Source organism: Streptomyces sp. A1277 (genome assembly GCF_004795015.1).
Taxonomy (GTDB): Bacteria; Actinomycetota; Actinomycetes; order Streptomycetales; family Streptomycetaceae; genus Streptomyces.
Map to the genome: position 1 here is coordinate 1 of NZ_SSBI01000029.1, position 19,754 is coordinate 19,754.

General features: G+C 72.1%; 17 protein-coding genes, 1 pseudogene and 1 riboswitch. Of the genes and pseudogenes, 13 read left to right on the forward strand and 5 right to left on the reverse strand.

Annotation, left to right across the window (positions count from 1 at the left end; all coding sequences use genetic code 11):
- Window positions 1-37 precede the first annotated feature (37 nt).
- The 3 genes from dprA (at window position 38) to E6R18_RS20010 (ending at window position 3,063) form a co-directional block, all read left to right on the forward strand.
- Complete coding sequence (gene dprA / locus E6R18_RS20000; RefSeq protein WP_136318331.1) at window positions 38-1,174, forward strand: DNA-processing protein DprA; 1,137 nt, start codon at window positions 38-40, stop codon at window positions 1,172-1,174.
- A gap of 288 nt (window positions 1,175-1,462) precedes the next feature.
- Complete coding sequence (whiG, locus tag E6R18_RS20005) at window positions 1,463-2,299, forward strand: RNA polymerase sigma factor WhiG (RefSeq protein ID WP_136203972.1); 837 nt, start codon at window positions 1,463-1,465, stop codon at window positions 2,297-2,299.
- 188 nt (window positions 2,300-2,487) lie between these two features.
- Window positions 2,488-3,063, forward strand: coding sequence for a TetR/AcrR family transcriptional regulator (locus tag E6R18_RS20010; protein WP_136318332.1), 576 nt, complete (start codon window positions 2,488-2,490; stop codon window positions 3,061-3,063).
- 296 nt (window positions 3,064-3,359) lie between these two features.
- On the opposite strand, the pseudogene E6R18_RS20015 reads toward E6R18_RS20010, so the two are convergent.
- Window positions 3,360-3,800 (reverse strand): annotated as a pseudogene (locus E6R18_RS20015) (M23 family metallopeptidase); the annotation flags it as partial.
- A 384-nt stretch (window positions 3,801-4,184) separates the two neighbouring features.
- Between E6R18_RS20015 and rpsB the strand changes: the two are divergent.
- The 5 genes from rpsB (at window position 4,185) to E6R18_RS20040 (ending at window position 8,774) form a co-directional block, all read left to right on the forward strand.
- Window positions 4,185-5,099 carry a 30S ribosomal protein S2 gene (gene rpsB / locus E6R18_RS20020; RefSeq protein WP_136318271.1) on the forward strand — a complete coding sequence of 305 codons (915 nt, stop codon included), beginning with the start codon at window positions 4,185-4,187 and terminating at the stop codon, window positions 5,097-5,099.
- Between the two features lie 98 nt (window positions 5,100-5,197).
- Complete coding sequence (gene tsf, locus E6R18_RS20025) at window positions 5,198-6,034, forward strand: translation elongation factor Ts (RefSeq protein ID WP_136318272.1); 837 nt, start codon at window positions 5,198-5,200, stop codon at window positions 6,032-6,034.
- 159 nt (window positions 6,035-6,193) lie between these two features.
- Complete coding sequence (pyrH, locus tag E6R18_RS20030; protein ID WP_136318273.1) at window positions 6,194-6,970, forward strand: UMP kinase; 777 nt, start codon at window positions 6,194-6,196, stop codon at window positions 6,968-6,970.
- Between the two features lie 158 nt (window positions 6,971-7,128).
- Window positions 7,129-7,686 (forward strand): ribosome recycling factor, encoded by a 558-nt coding sequence (frr, locus tag E6R18_RS20035; protein WP_018551793.1) that lies wholly within the window; start codon window positions 7,129-7,131, stop codon window positions 7,684-7,686.
- Window positions 7,686-8,774 carry a phosphatidate cytidylyltransferase gene (locus E6R18_RS20040; protein ID WP_136318274.1) on the forward strand — a complete coding sequence of 363 codons (1,089 nt, stop codon included), beginning with the start codon at window positions 7,686-7,688 and terminating at the stop codon, window positions 8,772-8,774. The genes frr and E6R18_RS20040 overlap by 1 nt, the downstream gene beginning before the upstream one ends.
- Window positions 8,775-8,843: 69 nt before the next feature.
- Here E6R18_RS20040 and E6R18_RS20045 read toward each other — a convergent pair whose 3' ends face one another.
- The gene (locus E6R18_RS20045) at window positions 8,844-9,392 is read right to left on the reverse strand and encodes a hypothetical protein (RefSeq protein WP_136318275.1); all 549 of its coding nucleotides are present in this window, start codon (window positions 9,390-9,392) and stop codon (window positions 8,844-8,846) included.
- Window positions 9,393-9,515: 123 nt separating this feature from the next.
- Here E6R18_RS20045 and rlmN point away from each other — a divergent pair, with 123 nt between their 5' ends.
- From rlmN to E6R18_RS20065, 4 genes are all read left to right on the forward strand, one after another.
- A complete protein-coding gene (gene rlmN / locus E6R18_RS20050) occupies window positions 9,516-10,622 on the forward strand; it encodes a 23S rRNA (adenine(2503)-C(2))-methyltransferase RlmN (RefSeq protein ID WP_136318276.1) in 1,107 nt (368 codons plus the stop codon).
- 41 nt (window positions 10,623-10,663) lie between these two features.
- Window positions 10,664-10,780, forward strand: a riboswitch (TPP riboswitch).
- 82 nt (window positions 10,781-10,862) lie between these two features.
- Complete coding sequence (locus E6R18_RS20055) at window positions 10,863-11,966, forward strand: thiamine ABC transporter substrate-binding protein (RefSeq protein WP_136318277.1); 1,104 nt, start codon at window positions 10,863-10,865, stop codon at window positions 11,964-11,966.
- An 86-nt stretch (window positions 11,967-12,052) separates the two neighbouring features.
- The gene (locus E6R18_RS20060) at window positions 12,053-13,657 is read left to right on the forward strand and encodes an iron ABC transporter permease (RefSeq protein WP_136318333.1); all 1,605 of its coding nucleotides are present in this window, start codon (window positions 12,053-12,055) and stop codon (window positions 13,655-13,657) included.
- Between the two features lie 20 nt (window positions 13,658-13,677).
- Window positions 13,678-14,703 (forward strand): ABC transporter ATP-binding protein, encoded by a 1,026-nt coding sequence (locus E6R18_RS20065; protein ID WP_136318278.1) that lies wholly within the window; start codon window positions 13,678-13,680, stop codon window positions 14,701-14,703.
- Window positions 14,704-14,767: 64 nt separating this feature from the next.
- On the opposite strand, the gene E6R18_RS20070 is transcribed toward E6R18_RS20065, so the two are convergent.
- From E6R18_RS20070 to E6R18_RS20080, 3 genes are all read right to left on the reverse strand, one after another.
- Window positions 14,768-15,898: an LOG family protein gene (locus E6R18_RS20070; protein WP_136318279.1), complete on the reverse strand. Its 1,131-nt coding sequence runs from the start codon at window positions 15,896-15,898 to the stop codon at window positions 14,768-14,770.
- Window positions 15,899-15,966: 68 nt separating this feature from the next.
- Window positions 15,967-17,106 carry a hypothetical protein gene (locus E6R18_RS20075; RefSeq protein ID WP_136318280.1) on the reverse strand — a complete coding sequence of 380 codons (1,140 nt, stop codon included), beginning with the start codon at window positions 17,104-17,106 and terminating at the stop codon, window positions 15,967-15,969.
- 26 nt (window positions 17,107-17,132) lie between these two features.
- Window positions 17,133-17,870 carry an ATP-binding cassette domain-containing protein gene (locus E6R18_RS20080; RefSeq protein WP_136318281.1) on the reverse strand — a complete coding sequence of 246 codons (738 nt, stop codon included), beginning with the start codon at window positions 17,868-17,870 and terminating at the stop codon, window positions 17,133-17,135.
- A gap of 350 nt (window positions 17,871-18,220) precedes the next feature.
- Here E6R18_RS20080 and E6R18_RS20085 point away from each other — a divergent pair, with 350 nt between their 5' ends.
- Window positions 18,221-19,660, forward strand: coding sequence for a gamma-aminobutyraldehyde dehydrogenase (locus E6R18_RS20085; protein WP_136318282.1), 1,440 nt, complete (start codon window positions 18,221-18,223; stop codon window positions 19,658-19,660).
- Window positions 19,661-19,754 lie beyond the last annotated feature (94 nt).

Consider the following 19,754-nt stretch of genomic DNA (forward strand, 5'->3'; position numbering starts at 1 on the left):
GGCGGCTGCGGCCGGGGGCGCGAGTGCGCGGGAGCGGCTGGCGCGGGCGGCGCTGACCCGGGTGCTGGAGCCGGGCGACGAGCGCGGCGGCCGGTGGCTGCGGGAGTGCGGTGCGGCGGAGCTCTGGCGCCGGATCACGGTCCCGGGCGGGGAGGCGGAGCGGCTGAGCGGCATGACGGCGAGGCGGCTGGCCGGCTACCGGCTCCGTGCCGAGGGCGTCGACCCGGAGCGGGACCTGGCGGCCGTCGCGGCGGTCGGCGGGCGCTTCGTCTGCCCCGGCGATCCGGAGTGGCCGACGCAGCTGGACGACCTGGGCGATGCGCGGCCGACCGGGCTCTGGGTGCGGGGGAGGCCCGATCTGCGGCTCTGGGCGCTGCGCTCGGTCGCCGTGGTCGGCGCCCGCGCCTGCACGCCGTACGGGGCGCACATGGCGGCGACGCTGGGTGCGGGGCTGGCGGAGCGGGGCTGGGTGGTCGTCTCGGGGGCGGCCTTCGGGGTGGACGGGGCGGCGCACCGCGGTGCTTTGGCCGCCGGCGGGGCGACGATGGCGGTGCTGGCCTGCGGGGTCGACGTCGTCTACCCGCGCGGGCACGCCGAGCTGATCGGGCGGGTGGCCGAGCAGGGGCTCCTCATCGGTGAACTGCCGCCGTCCGAACACCCGACGCGCAGCAGGTTCGTTCTGCGGAACCGGGTGATCGCCGCGTTGACGCGGGGGACGGTCGTGGTCGAGGCCGAGTACCGCAGCGGCTCGCTCGCCACGGCGCGCAGTGCGCAGCGGCTCGGCCGGTTCACCATGGGCGTTCCCGGGCCGGCGACCAGTGGTCTGTCGGCAGGCGTGCACGAACTCCTGCGAGGCGAGGGCGTGCTGGTGACGGACGCGGCGGAAGTGGCCGAACTCGTGGGCGGCATCGGGGATCTGGCCCCGTCCAGAAGCGGCCCCGTGCTGGCCCGGGACCTGCTCGACACCAGCGCCGGCAGGGTGCTCGACGCCCTGCCCGCCCGGGCGTGCGTCGACGCCCGGGAGGTGGCGCGCGCCGCCGGGACGAGCGCCGACGAAGCCCTCGGCAAGCTGTACGAACTGCACTCACTGGGATTCGTCGAACGCGAGGGCGAAGGATGGAGGTTGACGCGGCGGCCCAGTTGCCGGGACGACGCGCGGCGAGGCGGTTCTTGACCTGGGGCATTCGGGTGAAAAGGTGATGCCGATGACCTCGGCGGACGCTTCGACGGTGCCTGAGGGGCCGGTGCCTGCGGCGACGGCCCCGGGCCCCCGACGCGTCCGCGCCCCAGCGGGCTGTCATGTCCGCGGCCCGGTCGCGCGTCATGTCCGTCCGCCCGGGAGCGCAGGGTCCCCATCCCTTATCCTGCGCGCACCGCGACAGTGCGGTCACGCTACGCTCACAAGGATTCCGCCCCAGAGACAAGTCCCAGTACTTCACGGCAGAACGGCTCAAGGCACCACATGCCCCAGCACACCTCCGGGTCTGACCGCGCGGCAGTACCACCGGCTGCGCGTGGCACTGTGCGCCCTCCCGCCCCGTCCTCGCTCGACGAGTTGTGGCGTTCGTACAAGACGACGGGCGACGGGAGGCTGCGGGAGCAGCTGATCCTGCACTACTCGCCCCTGGTGAAGTACGTCGCCGGCCGGGTGAGCGTGGGGCTGCCGTCCAACGTCGAGCAGGCGGACTTCGTCTCCTCCGGGGTCTTCGGGCTGATCGACGCGATCGAGAAGTTCGACATCGAGCGGGCGATCAAGTTCGAGACGTACGCGATCACCCGCATCCGGGGCGCGATGATCGACGAACTCCGGGCGCTGGACTGGATTCCGCGTTCCGTGCGGCAGAAGGCGCGAGCCGTCGAACGTGCCTACGCCACGCTGGAGGCGCAGCTGCGGCGCACCCCCTCCGAAGCGGAGGTGGCGGCGGAGATGGACGTGACGCTGGACGAACTGCATGCGGTTTTCAGCCAGTTGTCGCTGGCCAATGTGGTGGCGCTGGAGGAGCTGCTGCATGTGGGCGGCGAGGGCGGCGACCGGCTGAGCCTGATGGACACGCTGGAGGACACCGCCGCCGACAACCCGGTGGAGGTGGCCGAGGACCGTGAGCTCAGGAGGCTGCTGGCCCGGGCGATCAACACCCTCCCGGACCGCGAGAAGACGGTCGTCACGCTCTACTACTACGAGGGCCTCACGCTCGCCGAGATCGGCAACGTCCTCGGGGTCACCGAGAGCCGGGTCAGCCAGATCCACACCAAGTCGGTGCTCCAGCTCCGCGCGAAACTGGCGGACGCCGGCCGCTGAGCGGCGGGCCCGCCCTCCGACGGCCGCCACCCCGAGTGCCGCCATCCCCAGTGCCGCCATCCCCAGTGCCGCCATCCCCCAGTGCCGCCCCTCCCGTGGCCCGCTTCGGTCACCGTTTGGGCCGTGCTCGTTCTCTTCGGCGGCCCTCGCCGTAGAGTGGAGGCGTGCCCAGGATTCGAGCGGCCTCCGTGGCCGAGCACCGGACCATGCAGCGCGGCGCCCTCCTGGACGCAGCGCGCTCCCTGCTGTCCGAAGGGGGCACGGAGGCGCTGACCTTCCCCGCCCTCGCCGAACGCACGGGCCTCGCGCGGTCCTCCGTCTACGAGTACTTCCGTTCCCGCGCCGCCGTTGTCGAGGAACTCTGCGCCGTCGACTTCCCCGTCTGGGCGGCCGAGGTCGAGAACGCGATGGAGCGGGCGGGGACGCCCGAGGAGAAGATCGAGGCGTACGTCCGCCGACAGCTCGACCTCGTCGGGGACCGGCGCCACCGGGCCGTGGTCGCGATCTCGGCCAGCGAGCTGGACGCCGGTGCGCGCGAGAAGATCCGGGCCGCGCACGGCGGCCTGATCGCCATGATCGTCGAGGCGCTCGGCGACCTCGGCCACGACGAGCCCCGCCTCGCGGCCATGCTGCTGCAGGGCTCCGTGGACGCCGCGGTCCGGCGCATCGAGCTGAGTGTGGCGGAGGAGCCCGGTGTCATCGCGGACACCGCCGTGGCCATGATCCTCAACGGCGTCCGGGGCGCCGCGGCCGACCGGGGCTGACCCCGGCGCCCGACGCCGGGGCCCGGCCCCGGGCCCGACCCCCGGGCCCGCCACGGCCACCGCCCGGCGAGGACTACCAGCACCGCGGGGCCGACCGGGGCCCCGTCACCGCTCACCCCGAACGGCCCGCCGTTACCAGCGGCCGTCCGCGTTTTGAAAGCCTCCCGAGCCCCGGTGGCCTCCCGAGCCCCGGTGGCCTCCCGAGCCCCGCCGGTCACCCCCGCCCCGGTGGCCTCCCGAGCCCCGCCGGTCACCCCCGCCCCGGAGGCCACCCCCGCCCCGGCTGCCTCCGGCAGTGGTACGCCGAAGACCGGCAGGAGGCGGGAGGGTCCGCGCCGCAGCAGTGCGGCCGGCAGCAGCGACAGCGGGTCCAGGTAGGCGTCCGCGCGGCGCAGTCCCCAGTGCAGGCAGCCCGACGGACAGTGGAAAGGACCTGCCTCCAGCACGGCCACCACCTGCCCCGCCGTGACCTCGTCGCCCTTCGCGACGAGCGGGCGCACCGGCTCGTAGGTGGTCCGCAGTGGCGGGTCGCCCGACCCGGCGACCTCGATCGAGACCACCCCGCGTCCGGCGACGCCGCCCGCGAACGAGACCCGGCCCGACGCGGCGGCCAGCACCTCGGCGCCCGGAGCGGCGGCCAGGTCCACCCCACGGTGCCCCCGCCCGTACACCGTGGCCGGCGGCTCCCACCCCCGTACCACCGCCGGCCGGCCGGACAGCGGCCAGGCCCGTCCGCCGTCGCCCGCCCCCGTCGCCGCCATGGCCGTACCGGACCGGCCGCCACACGTCACCGCCAGCAGCGCGAGGACGAGTGCCCAGGCGCTGCGCCACCCTGTGATTCGCATGGCACCACCGTCCCCCGGGGCCCGGGATCGCGGGAATCACAGGCCGGATCTGTGGACTACCCGCTGGTTGTGGACAGCGCCGTCACCCGGGACCCGGCCGGTCCCGTACACTTCTTCTGGCGATCCGGGTCACCGGGTCGACTTCGCACGCCCCGCCACCACCCGCTCTGCGGAGGTGGCCGCGCCTCTCGGTCCCTTGCGGCACGGCGCGTCGGGGCGTCAGGCGCGGCAGCAAACCTGCTGCCGCGACAACCGAGTACCTCAAGGAGTACGGCCATGGCCGTCGTCACGATGCGGGAGCTGCTGGAAAGCGGCGTCCACTTCGGTCACCAGACCCGTCGCTGGAACCCGAAGATGAAGCGCTTCATCTTCACCGAGCGCAACGGCATCTACATCATCGACCTGCTCCAGTCGCTGTCGTACATCGACCGCGCCTACGAGTTCGTCAAGGAGACCGTCGCCCACGGCGGCTCCATCATGTTCGTGGGTACGAAGAAGCAGGCCCAGGAGGCCATCGCCGAGCAGGCGACGCGCGTCGGCATGCCGTACGTCAACCAGCGCTGGCTCGGTGGCATGCTCACCAACTTCTCCACCGTCTACAAGCGCCTTCAGCGTCTGAAGGAGCTCGAGCTCATCGACTTCGAGGACGTGGCCGCCTCCGGCCTCACCAAGAAGGAGCTCCTGGTCCTCTCGCGCGAGAAGGCCAAGCTGGAGAAGACTCTCGGTGGTATCCGCGAGATGCAGAAGGTCCCCAGCGCCGTCTGGATCGTCGACACCAAGAAGGAGCACATCGCCGTCGGTGAGGCGCGCAAGCTCCACATCCCGGTCGTCGCGATCCTCGACACCAACTGCGACCCCGACGAGGTCGACTACAAGATCCCGGGCAACGACGACGCGATCCGCTCCGTCACCCTGCTCACCCGCGTGATCGCCGACGCCGTCGCCGAGGGCCTCATCGCCCGCTCCGGCGCCGCGACCGGCGACTCGAAGCCGGGTGAGAAGGCCGCCGGCGAGCCGCTCGCCGAGTGGGAGCGCGACCTGCTCGAGGGCGACAAGAAGGCCGACGCCGAGGTTCAGTCCTCCGTCGAGACCGAGAAGGCCGCCGCCGCCGACGCGGAGCCGGCCGCCATCGCCGCCGAGCAGGCCGAGGCCCCGGCCGAGGCTCCGGCCGCGGACGCCGAGCAGGCCTGACACCCGTCACGGCTGATGACGGCGGGGGCCGGTGCCACAAGCACCGCCCCCGCCGTCCACCCGTAGATCTTTCAGACTTCGAGAGAGAACACAGACTCATGGCGAACTACACCGCCGCTGACGTCAAGAAGCTCCGCGAGCTCACCGGCGCCGGCATGATGGACTGCAAGAAGGCGCTCGACGAGGCCGACGGCAACGTCGACGGAGCCGTCGAGGCGCTGCGTATCAAGGGCCAGAAGGGCGTCGCCAAGCGCGAGGGCCGTTCCGCCGAGAACGGCGCGGTCGTCTCCCTCGTCTCCGAGGACAAGACGTCCGGCGTTCTGGTCGAGCTGAAGTGCGAGACGGACTTCGTCGCCAAGGGCGACAAGTTCCAGGCCGTCGCCAACGCGCTGGCCGAGCACGTCGCCGCGTCCTCCCCGGCCGACCTGGAGGCGCTCCTCGCCTCCGAGATCGAGCCCGGCAAGACCGTCCAGGCGTACGTGGACGAGGCCAACGCCAACCTCGGCGAGAAGATCGTCCTGGACCGCTTCGCGCAGTTCCAGGGTGCCTACGTCTCCGTGTACATGCACCGCACGATGCCCGACCTGCCGCCGCAGATCGGTGTCATGGTCGAGCTGGACAAGGCCGACGCCGACCTGGCGAAGGGCCTCGCCCAGCACATCGCCGCCTTCGCGCCGAAGTACCTCTCCCGCGAGGACGTCCCGGCGGACGTCGTCGAGGCCGAGCGCCGCGTCGCCGAGGAGACCACCCGCGCCGAGGGCAAGCCCGAGGCCGCCCTCCCGAAGATCGTCGAGGGTCGCGTCAACGGCTTCTTCAAGGAGGCCACCCTCCTCGGCCAGCCGTACGCGCTGGACAACAAGAAGTCCGTCCAGAAGGTCCTGGACGAGGCCGGTGTCACCCTGAAGCGCTTCACGCGCATCAAGGTCGGCATCTGAGTCCGTCCGCGAATTAACGGCGGACCCCGATAGGGTCTGGTGCAGTCGACGGCCGCACACCGCCGTACGACCGCAGATCTGACGAGGAGGCCATTGCCGCTGAGGGACACCAGGCCCACCGGCAATGGCCTCCTTCGTATGTGCACGAGGAGAATTCCCATGAACAAGGGCGCGGACGCCGCCAAAGGTGACCACAAGCGCGACGACGGCAAGGTGGCCGGACGCTTCATGCTGAAGCTGTCCGGAGAGGCGTTCGCCGGCGGCGGAGGTCTCGGTGTCGACCCCGACGTCGTGCACGCCATCGCCCGCGAGATCGCGGCGGTCGTCCGGGACGGCGCCGAGATCGCGATCGTCATCGGCGGCGGCAACTTCTTCCGCGGCGCCGAGCTCCAGCAGCGGGGCATGGACCGGGCCCGCTCCGACTACATGGGCATGCTCGGCACCGTGATGAACTGCCTCGCCCTCCAGGACTTCCTGGAGAAGGAGGGCATCGACTCCCGCGTCCAGACCGCCATCACCATGGGCCAGGTCGCGGAGCCGTACATTCCGCTGCGCGCCGTACGGCACCTGGAGAAGGGCCGCGTCGTCATCTTCGGCGCCGGTATGGGCATGCCGTACTTCTCCACCGACACCACCGCCGCCCAGCGCGCCCTGGAGATCGACGCCGAGGCGCTGCTCATGGGCAAGAACGGCGTGGACGGGGTCTACGACTCCGACCCGAAGACCAACCCCGCGGCGGTCAAGTTCGACGCGCTGGAGTACAGCGAGGTGCTGGCCCGCGATCTCAAGGTCGCCGACGCCACCGCCATCACGCTCTGCCGCGACAACGAGCTGCCGATCCTCGTCTTCGAGCTCACCGCCACGGGCAATATCGCCCGCGCCGTCAAGGGTGAGAAGATCGGCACGCTCGTGAGCGACCGGAGCACCCGCGCCTGACCACGGGTGGTTCCACCGGTGAGGCCCGGTGGAGCCCGGGGGGCGGGACCGCCCCGGAAGATGGACAACGGCCTGCCGGTCGGACACCGTGCAGGTGAGGACGCGACGCAGGACCCGTCGGGCCCGCCGGGCCCGTTCAAGACACGCAGGAGCACGTGGTGATCGAAGAAACCCTCCTCGAGGCCGAGGAGAAGATGGAGAAGGCCGTCGTCGTCGCGAAGGAGGACTTCGCCGCGATCCGTACCGGCCGTGCGCACCCGGCGATGTTCAACAAGATCGTCGCCGACTACTACGGCGCGCCGACCCCGATCAACCAGCTGGCCTCGTTCTCGGTGCCCGAGCCCCGTATGGCCGTCGTGACGCCGTTCGACAAGACCGCGCTGCGCAACATCGAGCAGGCCATCCGCGACTCGGACCTCGGCGTCAACCCGAGCAACGACGGCAATATCATCCGGGTGAACTTCCCCGACCTGACCGAAGAGCGCCGTCGCGACTACATCAAGGTCGCGAAGACCAAGGCCGAGGACTCCAAGATCTCGATCCGGGCCGTCCGCCGCAAGGCCAAGGAGACGCTCGACAAGCTGGTCAAGGACAAGGAGTCCGGCGAGGACGAGGTGCGCCGGGCCGAGAAGGAGCTCGACGACACCACCGCGAAGTACGTCGCGCAGGTGGACGAGCTGCTGAAGCACAAGGAAGCCGAGCTGCTCGAAGTCTGATGAACGACTCGTCCTGGGGTGCTCCGCAGGGCGCCGGCCACCGGGTCGCCCCCGAGATGCGGGCCGCTGCGGCGGGTCCTGCATACGATGCGCATGACGCCCAGCAGACTCGGCCCATGCCCATCGTGCCGGACGTTCCCGACGCAGGTAGAGACGCTGAAGACCGTGATCACCGGGAACAGGGGGCCGGACGCCTGAGCGGCGGCCCCCTGTTCCGCGACCCGAAGCCGCAGGAGCCCATGCCCACCGCGCCGCCGCCACCCCCGCAGAAGAAGCGTGCGGGCCGGGACCTGGGATCTGCCATAGGGGTCGGGCTGGGGCTCGGTGCTCTGGTCGTCGTCTCGCTCTTCTTCGTCAAGGCCGTCTTCGTCGGCGTGATCGTGCTCGCCGTCGTCGTGGGCCTGTGGGAGCTGACCTCCCGGCTCGACGAGCGCAAGGGCATCAAGGCGCCGCTCGTGCCGCTCGCGGTCGGCGGCGCCGCCATGGTCGTCGCGGGGTACGCGCGGGGCGCCGAGGGAGCCTGGGCCGCCATGGCCCTGACCGCCCTGGCGGTGCTCGTCTGGCGGATGACCCAGCCGCCCGAGGACTACCTCAGGGACGTCACGGCCGCTGTCTTCGCCGCGTTCTACGTCCCCTTCCTGGCCACCTTCGTCGCCATGCTCCTGACCGCCGACGACGGGCCGCAGCGGGTGCTCACCTTCCTGCTGCTGACCGTGGTCAGCGACACGGGGGCGTACGCGGTCGGCTGGCGGTTCGGCAAGCACAAGCTCGCGCCGCGCATCAGCCCCGGCAAGACCCGTGAGGGCCTGTTCGGGGCGGTCGGCTTCGCGATGGTGGCCGGTGCGCTGTGCATGCAGTTCCTGATCGACGACGGTTCCTGGTGGCAGGGGCTGCTGCTCGGCCTCGCCGTCGCGGCCAGCGCCACCCTCGGTGACCTGGGCGAGTCCATGATCAAGCGGGACCTCGGGATCAAGGACATGGGGACCCTGCTGCCCGGCCACGGCGGGATCATGGACCGGCTGGACTCGCTGCTGCCGACCGCCCCGGTGGTCTGGCTGCTGATGGTGCTCTTCGTCGGCTCCGGCTGAGCGCGTACAGACCCGTTCACGCGTGAGGGTCCGCCGTCCACGGGACGGCGGACCCTCACGCGTGTGACGTCAGGCATGCTCCCGCAGGGCCGCGCGCATGTGGTGGTACAGCTCCAGCGTCCGCCGGCGCATCCACAGGAGCCAGAGGATGAACCCCGCCACGAGGACCGCCACGCCCAGCGAATACCCCAGCGAGCCGCGGGTGGCGCCGAGGACGAGCAGGCCGACCGCCACCAGCCCCATGACACCCAGCCAGTACGGCAGCCACCGCTCGCCCCGCTCGATCTTGGCCAGCTGGTCGTCCAGCAGCCGCCGCATGACCGCCCGCTCCTCCGGGTCCCGGGGCACCTCGCGATGCCGGATCTTGCGGTTGAGCCCGGCGATGGTGCGCGGGCCGGCCCCGGTCGCACGGCTGGTCCGGTGGCGCTGGACGGCGAGGGTGCCCATGACCACGGCGGTGTAGAGGACGCCCTGGACCATCCATAAGCCCGGATGCTCGTCACGCCGGAACAGCGCGCCCAGGCCCACGCCGAGCACGAGGACCAGCAGGCCCTGCCCGATCAGGCTGTCGCTGAACCAGTGCTTCACGGTGTGCACGGCATCTACCTCCTGCGGCATCTGCGGAATCTCCCTGTGATGACCCGGTTACCCCCGACGGCCCGGTCCATCGGTGCTCCGCCCGCCCGCCCGGTCGGCCGACGCACCCGGGTACCTCCGCACGTCTGCGACACTGGAAGAACCATGCCTAAGCCCGGAGAACTCACTTTCGTCGCGCCCCGCGGAGCCAAGAAGCCGCCGCGGCACCTCGCCGACCTCACGCCCGCCGAGCGCAGGGAAGCCGTCGCCGCGATCGGCGAGAAGCCGTTCCGCGCCCAGCAGCTCTCGCAGCACTACTTCGCGCGGTACGCGCACGACCCGGCCGAGTGGACCAACATCCCCGCCGGGTCGCGGGACAAGCTCGCCGAGGCGATGTTCCCCGACCTGATGTCCGTCGTCCGCCACATCAGCTGCGACGACGGCACCACCCGCAAGACCCTGTGGAAGCTGCACGACGGGACGCTGGTCGAGTCCGTCCTGATGCGCTACCCGGAGCGGGTCACGATGTGCATCTCCTCACAGGCCGGCTGCGGGATGAACTGCCCCTTCTGCGCCACCGGGCAGGCCGGTCTCGACCGCAACCTGTCGACAGCGGAGATCGTCCACCAGATCGTGGACGGCATGCGGGCGCTGCGCGACGGAGAGGTCCCCGGCGGACCCGCCCGGCTCTCCAACATCGTGTTCATGGGCATGGGCGAGCCGCTCGCCAACTACAACCGTGTGGTCGGCGCGATCCGCCGGCTGACCGACCCCGAGCCGGACGGCCTCGGCCTCTCGCAGCGCGGGATCACCGTCTCCACCGTCGGTCTCGTTCCCGCGATGCTGCGGTTCGCCGACGAGGGCTTCAAGTGCCGCCTCGCCGTCTCGCTGCACGCCCCGGACGACGAGCTGCGCGACACGCTCGTCCCGGTCAACACCCGCTGGAAGGTCAACGAGGTCCTGGACGCCGCGTGGGAGTACGCGGAGAAGTCCGGCCGCCGCATCTCCATCGAGTACGCCCTGATCCGCGACATCAACGACCAGGCGTGGCGCGGCGACCGGCTCGGCCGCCTCCTCAAGGGCAAGCGCGTCCACGTCAACCTGATCCCGCTGAACCCGACCCCGGGCTCGAAGTGGACCGCGTCCCGGCCCGAGGACGAGAAGGCGTTCGTCGAGGCCATCGCCGCGCACGGCGTGCCCGTCACCGTCCGGGACACCCGTGGCCAGGAGATCGACGGGGCCTGCGGACAGCTGGCGGCATCCGAGCGCTGAGGCCGGAAAGAGCCGTGTAGCCTGGGGCCGAAATCAACTGCATATTCCGACAGGGGAGCGCCACAGCGCTGAGAGTGCGGCACCGAGGACAGGTTGGCCGCAGACCCTCTGAACCTCGCCCGGGTCATTCCGGGTAGGAAGTTCGGACCATACTCAAGCTGTTGCGCCCTGCCCGCTTCTGGTTTCCACCGGTGCGGGCAGGGCCGCGTCTCTTCCTGGTCACTCCAGGAGGAATCACACATGAGCACCACCCAGAAGGCCGCGGTCGCGGCCGTCGCCGCCGCGCTCGGCGTCACCGCGCTGGCCGGCTGCGGAAGCTCCGACGACCCGGCCCTGGGCGCCGAGGGCACCAAGGGCGCCGGCTCCAAGACCGTGACGCTCGTCAGCCACGACTCCTTCAACGCCTCCAAGGACGTGCTGAAGGAGTTCACCCGCGAGACCGGCTACTCCGTCAAGGTGCTGAAGAGCGGTGACGCGGGCGCCGCCCTCAACCAGGAGATCCTGACCAAGGGCTCCCCGCGCGGCGACGTGTTCTTCGGCGTCGACAACACCCTGCTCTCGCGCGCCCTCGACAACGGCCTGTTCACGCCGTACGAGGCCAAGGGGCTCGACCGCGTCCCGGCCGACGTCCAGCTGGACGCGGGCAAGCACCGGGTCACCCCGGTCGACACCGGTGACATCTGCGTCAACTACGACAAGAAGTACTTCGCCGACAAGAAGCTCGCGCCGCCGAAGACCTTCGCCGATCTGGCGAAGCCCGCGTACAAGGGCCTGCTCGTCACCGAGAACGCCGCGACCTCCTCGCCCGGCCTCGGCTTCCTCCTCGGCACCGTCGCCGCGTACGGCGAGGACGGCTACCAGGACTACTGGAAGAAGCTGAAGGACAACGGCGTCAAGGTCGTCGACGGCTGGGAGCAGGCGTACAACGAGGAGTTCTCCGGCTCCGCGGGCGGCAAGAAGGCCAGGGCCGACCGGCCGCTCGTCGTCAGCTACGCCTCCAGCCCGCCCGTCGAGGTGCTGTACGCCGACCCGCAGCCCAAGACCGCCCCGACCGGGGTCGCCACCGGGACGTGCTTCCGGCAGATCGAGTTCGCCGGGCTGCTGGACGGGGCGAAGAACGAGGCGGGCGGCAAGGCCCTGCTGGACTTCCTGATCGGGAAGAAGTTCCAGGAGGACATGCCGCTCACCATGTTCGTCAGCCCGGTCGCGAAGGACGCGAAGGTGCCGGAACTCTTCAAGAAGTTCGGTGCCACCGCCGAGAAGCCGGCGACCGTCGCCCCGGACACCATCGCCGAGAACCGTGAGCAGTGGGTCCAGTCATGGTCCTCGCTCGTAGTGAAGTAGCGAAGGACCCCGTACGCGGACCGGGCGCGCGCGGGAAGTCCGCACGCGCCCGGGCCCGGCGCGGGAACGCGGTCCGGCTCGGCCTCATGGCCGTGCCGGTGGCCTTCTTCGCCGTGTTCTTCGCCTATCCCGTCGCCGCGATCGTCGGCCGCGGGCTCAAGGCGGACGGCGTCTGGCAGTTCGGCCGGTTCGGCGGGGTGCTGGCCCGGCCCGAGATCCGTGACGTCCTGTGGTTCACGCTGTGGCAGGCGCTCGCCTCGACCGCGCTGACCCTGCTCATCGCGCTGCCCGGCGCGTATGTCTTCGCCCGGTTCGACTTCCCCGGCAAGCAGGTGCTGCGGGCCGTCGTCACGGTGCCCTTCGTGCTGCCGACCGTCGTCGTGGGCACCGCCTTCCTCGCGCTGCTCGGCCGCGGCGGACTGCTGGACGAGCTGTGGGGCGTACGGCTCGACACCACCGTGTGGGCGATCCTGCTGGCCCACGTCTTCTTCAACTACGCGGTCGTCGTCCGCACGGTCGGCGGTCTCTGGGCGCAGCTCGACCCGCGCCAGGAGGAGGCCGCCCGGGTCCTGGGCGCCGGGCGGTTCACCGCATGGCGGCGGGTCACCCTGCCCGCGCTCGCCCCTGCGGTGGCCGCCGCCGCGCTGATGGTCTTCCTCTTCACCTTCACCTCCTTCGGGGTCGTACAGATCCTCGGCGGGCCCGGTTTCTCCACGCTGGAGGTGGAGATCTACCGGCAGACCGCACAACTGCTCGCCCTGCCCACGGCGGCCGTGCTGACGCTCGTGCAGTTCGCCGCGGTCGGCGCGATCCTCGCCGTGCACGCCTGGACCGTACGGCGCAGAGAGCGCGCGCTGAAGCTGGTCGACCCGGCGCAGACGGCCCGCAGGCCGAGCGGCGCCGGACAGTGGACGCTGCTCGCGGGGGTCCTGCTGAGCGTGCTGCTGCTGATCCTGCTGCCGCTCGCCGTGCTGGTGGAGCGCTCGCTCGGCGGCTCCGGCCTCGCCTACTACCACGCGCTGACCTCGGCGGACGCCAACAGCGGTACGTTCCTGGTCGCGCCCATCGAGGCGATCGGCAACTCGCTGCGCTACGCCGTGGTCGCCACCCTCATCGCCCTGGTCGTCGGCGGACTGGCCGCGGCCGCGCTCACCCGCCGGGCGGGCCGGCTCGTACGGGGCTTCGACGCGCTGCTGATGCTGCCGCTCGGGGTCTCCGCGGTCACCGTCGGCTTCGGCTTCCTGATCACGCTCGACAAGCCGCCGCTGGACCTCAGGACCTCCTGGATCCTGGTGCCGCTCGCCCAGGCGCTGGTCGGGGTGCCGTTCGTCGTACGGACCATGCTGCCGGTCCTGAGAGCGGTGGACGCGCGGCTGCGCGAGGCGGCCGGGGTGCTCGGCGCATCCCCGCTGCGGGCCTGGCGCGAGGTGGACCTTCCGTTGGTGCGGCGGGCGCTGCTGGTCGCCGCCGGGTTCGCGTTCGCCGTGTCGCTGGGGGAGTTCGGGGCCACCGTGTTCATCGCCCGGCCCGACAACCCGACGCTGCCGGTGGCCGTGGCCCGGCTGCTCGGGCGGTCCGGGGAGCTCAACTACGGCCAGGCGATGGCCCTCAGCACCATCCTGATGCTCGTGTGCGCGGTGTCGCTGCTGCTGCTCGAACGCATCCGTACCGACCGGTCCGGGGAGTTCTAGAAAAAGGAGAGTTCTGGACGATGCTGACACTCGAATCGGCCACCGTCCGCTTCGGCGAGCGGGCCGCGCTCGACGGGGTGGACCTGGAGGTCGCCGACCACGAGATCGTCTGCGTGCTCGGGCCGAGCGGCAGCGGCAAGTCCACCCTGCTGCGGCTGGTCGCCGGCCTCCAGGAGCCGGACGGCGGACGGGTGCTGCTGGACGGCGCCGACCAGGACGGCGTCCCGGTGCACCGGCGCGGGCTCGGCCTGATGTTCCAGGACCACCAGCTCTTCCCGCACCAGGACGTGGGCGCCAACGTCGCGTTCGGCCTGCGGATGCGCGGGGCGGGCCGGGGCGAGCAGGACCGCCGGGTCGCCGAACTCCTCGACCTCGTCGGCCTCCCCGGCGCCGAACGGCGTGCCGTCGCCGCGCTCTCGGGCGGCGAGCAGCAGCGCGTCGCCCTCGCCCGGGCCCTCGCCCCCAGCCCCAGGCTCCTCATGCTGGACGAGCCCCTGGGCCAGTTGGACCGCAGCCTGCGTGAACGCCTCGTCGTCGAGCTGCGCGCCCTCTTCGGCCGGCTCGGCACGACCGTGCTGGCCGTCACCCACGACCAGGGCGAGGCGTTCGCGCTGGCCGACCGGGTCGTCGTGATGCGTGAGGGGCGCGTCGCCCAGATCGGGACCCCGCTGGAGGTGTGGCAGCGCCCCGCCTCCGCCTTCGTGGCGCGTTTCCTGGGCTTCGACAACGTGGTGGAGGCGACCGTCGAGGGCGAGGCGGCGGACACGGACTGGGGAGAGGTGCCGGTGCCGGCCGGGTCGCCGCAGGGGGCGTGCGATCTGCTGGTGCGGCCGGCCGGGGTGCGGATCGGCGGGCCCGAGGAGGGGCTGCGCTGCGTTGTGGGCGCGCGCACCTTCCGCGGCAGCCACGTCGCCGTGACCCTGCACCCCGAGTGCGGTCCGGTGCTGGACGCCGAGTGCTCGCTGCGCGGGACGCCGGAGGAGGGGGCGCGGGTCGGCGTCACCTTCGACGCCTCGGAGAGCGTGGTGCTGCCCGCGCTGTTCTGACCGGTGCTTGTCCCGTGCTCTTGCGGCCGGCGGTTTTCCCGGGAACTTCTGACCGGCCGGAGGCTTACGCCTTGGACAGCCGGGCCAGCGTCGCGGGCGCTTCCTCCACCGTGTCGACCAGGGCGATGCACGACTCCATCGGGCGCCCGGCGGCCAGGGCCTTCAGGAGCGGCCAGGCGGGCAGCTCCCGCGTCCAGCGGTCACGGCCGACCAGCACCATCGGGACCGGCTCGCCGCGTGAGCCGTAGTAGTTCGGCGTGGTGCTGTCGAAGATCTCCTGGACGGTGCCGGCCGCGCCGGGGAGGAAGATCACGCCCGCGGTCGAGCGCGCCAGCAGCCCGTCCTCGCGCAGGGCGTTGGCGAAGTACTTGGCGATGTGCCCGGCGAACGGGTTCGGCGGCTCGTGGCCGTAGAACCAGGTCGGGATCGACACGGAACGGCCGCCGTCCGGCCAGCGCTCGCGCACCGCGAACGCCGCCCGCGCCCAGTCGGTGACCGAAGGGGTGAACGAGGGGACCTCGCCGAGCAGTTCGCAGGCTTTGTCCAGCATCGTGTCCGGGTGCGGCGCGGCGTACGCGCCGAGGTTGGCCGCCTCCATCGCGCCCGGGCCGCCCCCGGTCGCCACGGTGAGGCCGCTGCGGGCCAGGGTCCTGCCGAGGCGGGCGGCCGCCGCGTAGGACGCGCTGCCCCGGGCCGTGGCGTGACCGCCCATCACGCCCACCACCCGGGTCCCGGCGAGGACTTCCTCCAGGGCGTCGGAGACGGCGTCGTCGTGCAGCGCCCGCAGCATCGAGGCGAACGCGTCCCCGTCCGACCGCGTCCGCTGGAACCAGCGGTAGGCGAGGGCGTCCGGCGTCGCCTCGTAACCGCCCCGCGCGAGCCCGTCGTAGAGCGCGTCGGGGGAGTACAGCAGCCCCCGGTACGGGTCGAAGGGCAGGCCCGGGACCGGCGGGAAGACCAGGGCGCCGTCGGCCCGTATCTTCTCCTCGGGGCCGGGCTCCATCGGGCAGCCGAGGAAGACGGTGCCGGAGGCGTCGGCGGCCAGCAGGGCCGCGCTCCGGTGCGTCAGGTCGACGGACTGCACGCGGCGCCCGGCCAGCGCACCGGCGGCGACCGCCGCGTCGAACGCGGCGAGCGATTCGATCTCGGCGCCGTGGGCGCTCTTGTTCTCGTCCGGGCTCTTCACGGCCCTCATGCTACGAAACGCCGCGGACCGGCCGGCCAGCGCGCCCGGGCCGGTCCGTTTCGTCCGTTCGGTGCCGCTCAGGGGGTCAGCGGCAGCGCGGCCAGTTCCGCGATCGCCCAGGTGAGCGGGGCGAAGACCACCAGCAGTGCGGCCGTGCGCAGGGCCGTCGCCGCGCGCAGCGCCGAGACCGGGGCGCCGAGCCGGAGCAGCGCCCGGGCCGTCTCGGCGCGGGCCTGCTTCGCCTCCAGGGCGGAGGTCAGCAGCGTCGCCGTGGTGCAGCCGATGACGAGCACCGCCCCGAGCGCGGTGAGCGGACCGAACGGCCGGGGCCCGGTCCCGTACAGCGCGAAGGCGGCGATGATCGCCGAGAGGACCGCGCAGACGATGCCGAGCGGCCGGCCGATCCGCTGCGCCTCGTCCATCAGGACCCGGCCGGCCAGCAGGCGTACGGCTCCGGGGCGCGCGGTCTGGAGCAGCCGGCCGCACAGATGGGTCAGGCCGGGGCCCGCCGTGGCCAGGCCGAGCGCGGTCAGCGTCCAGCCGACCAGCACCCAGGCCGGTGTGGCGTCGAGCTTGCCGGGGAGCGGGAAGGGGCTGCCGGCCGAGCCCCGGCTCGCGTACGCCTCGACGGCGAGGCCGGCGGCCGTCAGGGCCACGCCCCAGGGCAGTCCGGCCGGTGGGGCCGCGGGGGCCGGGACCTCCTCGGCGGGCACCAGGTCGCCGGTGTCCTCCGCCGTGCTCGCCGCCCGTACCGGACGGGTGCGCAGCGCCAGCGCGCTGGCCGTCGCGGCGACCGACGGCACCAGGGCCAGCAGGAGGAGGACGGCGGCGGCCGGCAGCGGGGCGTCCGCGCCGAGCAGGCCGGCGGCCGCGCCGTCGAACGGCAGCCCGGACAGGTCGCCGCGCAGGTGGAGGAAGAACAGCAGCGCCACCATGGAGCCGAGAGTGCACGAGACGGCGGTGGAGACCGCGGCGAGCACGCTGAGCCGCACCGGGCCGAGGCCCACGGCGGACAGCCCGGTACGCGGCCGGGTGCTCGGGTCCGTACGGGCCACCGCGACGGCGAACTGCACCGTGGCGGCGAGCGGCACCAGGCACCACAGCAGCCGCAGCACCGAACCGGCCGAGTGGGCGGGGTGCCCGGCGGCGTAGCCGAGGGTGCACAGGAGGAGGAAGCCGACCCCTGCGGAGGCGGCTGCGACCAGCAGCCTCCGCATCAGGACCAGGGGATGGGAACCGCGGGCTAGACGGAGAGCGAGCACGCCGCGCGGCCCTCCGGATCGGTTTCGGCGGGCAGGCCGGCCGTGGAGACGCGGCGCCCGTCCAGCAGGGGCACCACGCGGTCGGCGAGCGCGGCGATCTCCGCGTCATGGGTGGCGAGCACCACCGTGATGCCGTGCGAGCGGGCGGCGCTGGTCAGGGTGCGCAGCACATGGGTGCGGTCGGTGCGGTGCAGACTCGCGGTCGGCTCGTCGGCGAAGATCACCGCGGGGCTCGCGGCCAGCGCACGGGCCACGGAGATCCGCTGCCGCTGGCTCTGCTGGAGGGTGTCCGGGCGCTTCTTGGCGCACATGCCGATGTCGAGGCGTTCCAGCCACTCCATGGCGGTCTTCTTCGCCTCCCGGTGCGGGGCGCCGCGCAGCAGCAGTGGGAGTGCGGTGTTCTCCCAGGTGTTCAGCTCCGGGAGGAGCTGCGGTTCGGGGGCGATCCAGCCGAACTTGTCGCGGCGCAGCCGCTCGCGCAGGCGGGGCCCCATGGTGTGCACGGGGACGCTGTTGAACCAGACCTCGCCCTGCTGGGGGACGAGCTGGCCGGAGAGGCAGTGCAGCAGGGTCGTCTTGCCGCTGCCGCGCGGGCCGGTCACCGCGAGGATCTCGCCGTCGCGGATGCCCAGGGAGACCCCGCCGAGCGCGGGCGAGCCGTTGTGGGAGTGCTGCAGGGAACGTGCCCAGATCACGTCGTTGTCCGGCGGGGCCACCATGGCGTACACCTCGGTTCAGATCAGATATCCCGTTCCCCCGTACGGGGGAACGAACAGGGGGCCGATCGGTCACTCGGCACCGTAGGTATTCGGATGGCGGTGGGCGCACAGCACGCGGCCCGGGTGCCGCTCTTCCCACTCGATCGGGCGCGTCCGGGCTGCGCCGGGCGTATGAGATGACCGCCCGCGGCCCGTCGTGGGACGGTCAAGGGGAGGTCAAGGCGGAGCCAATCGATCAGCTGGTCGAACGTTCGCTCAGAGCTTCGCCCGCGGCCTTGCCCGACACCGCGCGGGGGCGCCCGACTACGCTGGTCGTCTCACCCATTGGACTCACATCAGGAGGGGTGGCCGTGACCGCCGAGGTACGCCGTCTGCGCAACTACATCAACGGGGAGTTCCGGGACGCCGCCGACGGGCGGACGATCGACGTGGTCAACCCGGTGACCGAAGAGGTCTACGCGACCTCGCCGCTCTCCGGCCCCGCCGACGTCGACGCCGCGATGGACGCCGCCGCGGCCGCGTTCCCCGCCTGGCGCGACGCCACACCGGCCGAGCGCCAGCGCGCCCTGCTCAAGATCGCGGACGCGTTCGAGGACCGCGCCGAGGACCTCATCGCCGCCGAGTCCGAGAACACCGGCAAGCCGATCGGGCTGACCCGCACCGAAGAGATCCCGCCGATGGTGGACCAGATCCGCTTCTTCGCGGGCGCCGCCCGGCTGCTTGAGGGGCGCTCGGCCGGCGAGTACATGGAGGGGCTGACCTCCATCGTGCGCCGCGAGCCGGTCGGCGTCTGCGCGCAGGTGGCGCCGTGGAACTATCCGATGATGATGGCCGTCTGGAAGTTCGCCCCGGCCCTCGCCGCGGGCAACACCGTCGTCATCAAGCCGTCCGACACCACCCCGGCCTCCACCGTGCTGATCGCCGAGATCATCGGGCAGATCCTGCCCAAGGGCGTCTTCAACGTCGTCTGCGGCGACCGCGACACCGGCCGCGCGATGGTCGAGCACCGCACTCCGGCGATGGCCTCCATCACCGGCTCGGTCCGGGCAGGCATGCAGGTCGCCGAGTCGGCGGCCAAGGACGTCAAGCGGGTCCACCTGGAGCTCGGCGGCAAGGCGCCCGTCGTCGTCTTCGAGGACACCGACATCGCCAAGGCCGTCGAGGACATCTCGGTCGCCGGCTACTTCAACGCCGGGCAGGACTGCACGGCGGCGACCCGCGTCCTGGTCCACGAGTCCATCCACGACGAGTTCGTCACGGCGCTCGCCAAGGCCGCCGCCGACACCAAGACCGGTCTGCCGGACGACGAGGACGTGCTCTACGGCCCCCTCAACAACGCCAACCAGCTGGCCCAGGTCAGCGGCTTCATCGAGCGCCTTCCCGCCCACGCCCGGGTCGAGGCGGGCGGCCACCGGGTCGGCGACAAGGGCTACTTCTACGCCCCGACCGTCGTCTCCGGCCTCAAGCAGGACGACGAGATCATCCAGCACGAGGTCTTCGGCCCGGTCATCACCGTCCAGTCGTTCACGGACGAGGCCCAGGCGCTGGAGTGGGCCAACGGCGTCGAATACGCCCTGGCCTCCTCGGTCTGGACCAAGGACCACGCCCGCGCCATGCGGATGTCGAAGAACCTCGACTTCGGCTGCGTCTGGATCAACACCCACATCCCGCTGGTCGCCGAGATGCCGCACGGTGGTTTCAAGAAGTCCGGCTACGGCAAGGACCTCTCCGCCTACGGCTTCGAGGACTACACCCGCATCAAGCACGTCATGACCTCCATCGAGGGCTGAGCGCATGTCCCCCGCGGCCCTGTGCGAACCGTCCGGTTCGCGCGGGGCCGCAGCCGTCATCCGGCTTCGGTACGCCTCGCCGGAGGCGGCGTAA

What these genes read in the sequence shown, in the direction of transcription:
- tsf (WP_136318272.1), top strand. Translation starts at nt 5,198, where the DNA reads ATGGCGAACTACACCGCCGCTGACGTCAAGAAGCTCCGCGAGCTCACC.
- E6R18_RS20040 (WP_136318274.1), top strand. Translation starts at nt 7,686, where the DNA reads ATGAACGACTCGTCCTGGGGTGCTCCGCAGGGCGCCGGCCACCGGGTC.
- rpsB (WP_136318271.1), top strand. Translation starts at nt 4,185, where the DNA reads ATGGCCGTCGTCACGATGCGGGAGCTGCTGGAAAGCGGCGTCCACTTC.
- pyrH (WP_136318273.1), top strand. Translation starts at nt 6,194, where the DNA reads ATGAACAAGGGCGCGGACGCCGCCAAAGGTGACCACAAGCGCGACGAC.
- E6R18_RS20070 (WP_136318279.1), bottom strand. Translation starts at nt 15,898, where the DNA reads ATGAGGGCCGTGAAGAGCCCGGACGAGAACAAGAGCGCCCACGGCGCC.
- E6R18_RS20045 (WP_136318275.1), bottom strand. Translation starts at nt 9,392, where the DNA reads ATGCCGCAGGAGGTAGATGCCGTGCACACCGTGAAGCACTGGTTCAGC.
- E6R18_RS20055 (WP_136318277.1), top strand. Translation starts at nt 10,863, where the DNA reads ATGAGCACCACCCAGAAGGCCGCGGTCGCGGCCGTCGCCGCCGCGCTC.
- E6R18_RS20060 (WP_136318333.1), top strand. Translation starts at nt 12,053, where the DNA reads ATGGCCGTGCCGGTGGCCTTCTTCGCCGTGTTCTTCGCCTATCCCGTC.
- E6R18_RS20065 (WP_136318278.1), top strand. Translation starts at nt 13,678, where the DNA reads ATGCTGACACTCGAATCGGCCACCGTCCGCTTCGGCGAGCGGGCCGCG.
- E6R18_RS20080 (WP_136318281.1), bottom strand. Translation starts at nt 17,870, where the DNA reads ATGGTGGCCCCGCCGGACAACGACGTGATCTGGGCACGTTCCCTGCAG.
- E6R18_RS20075 (WP_136318280.1), bottom strand. Translation starts at nt 17,106, where the DNA reads ATGCGGAGGCTGCTGGTCGCAGCCGCCTCCGCAGGGGTCGGCTTCCTC.
- rlmN (WP_136318276.1), top strand. Translation starts at nt 9,516, where the DNA reads ATGCCTAAGCCCGGAGAACTCACTTTCGTCGCGCCCCGCGGAGCCAAG.
- whiG (WP_136203972.1), top strand. Translation starts at nt 1,463, where the DNA reads ATGCCCCAGCACACCTCCGGGTCTGACCGCGCGGCAGTACCACCGGCT.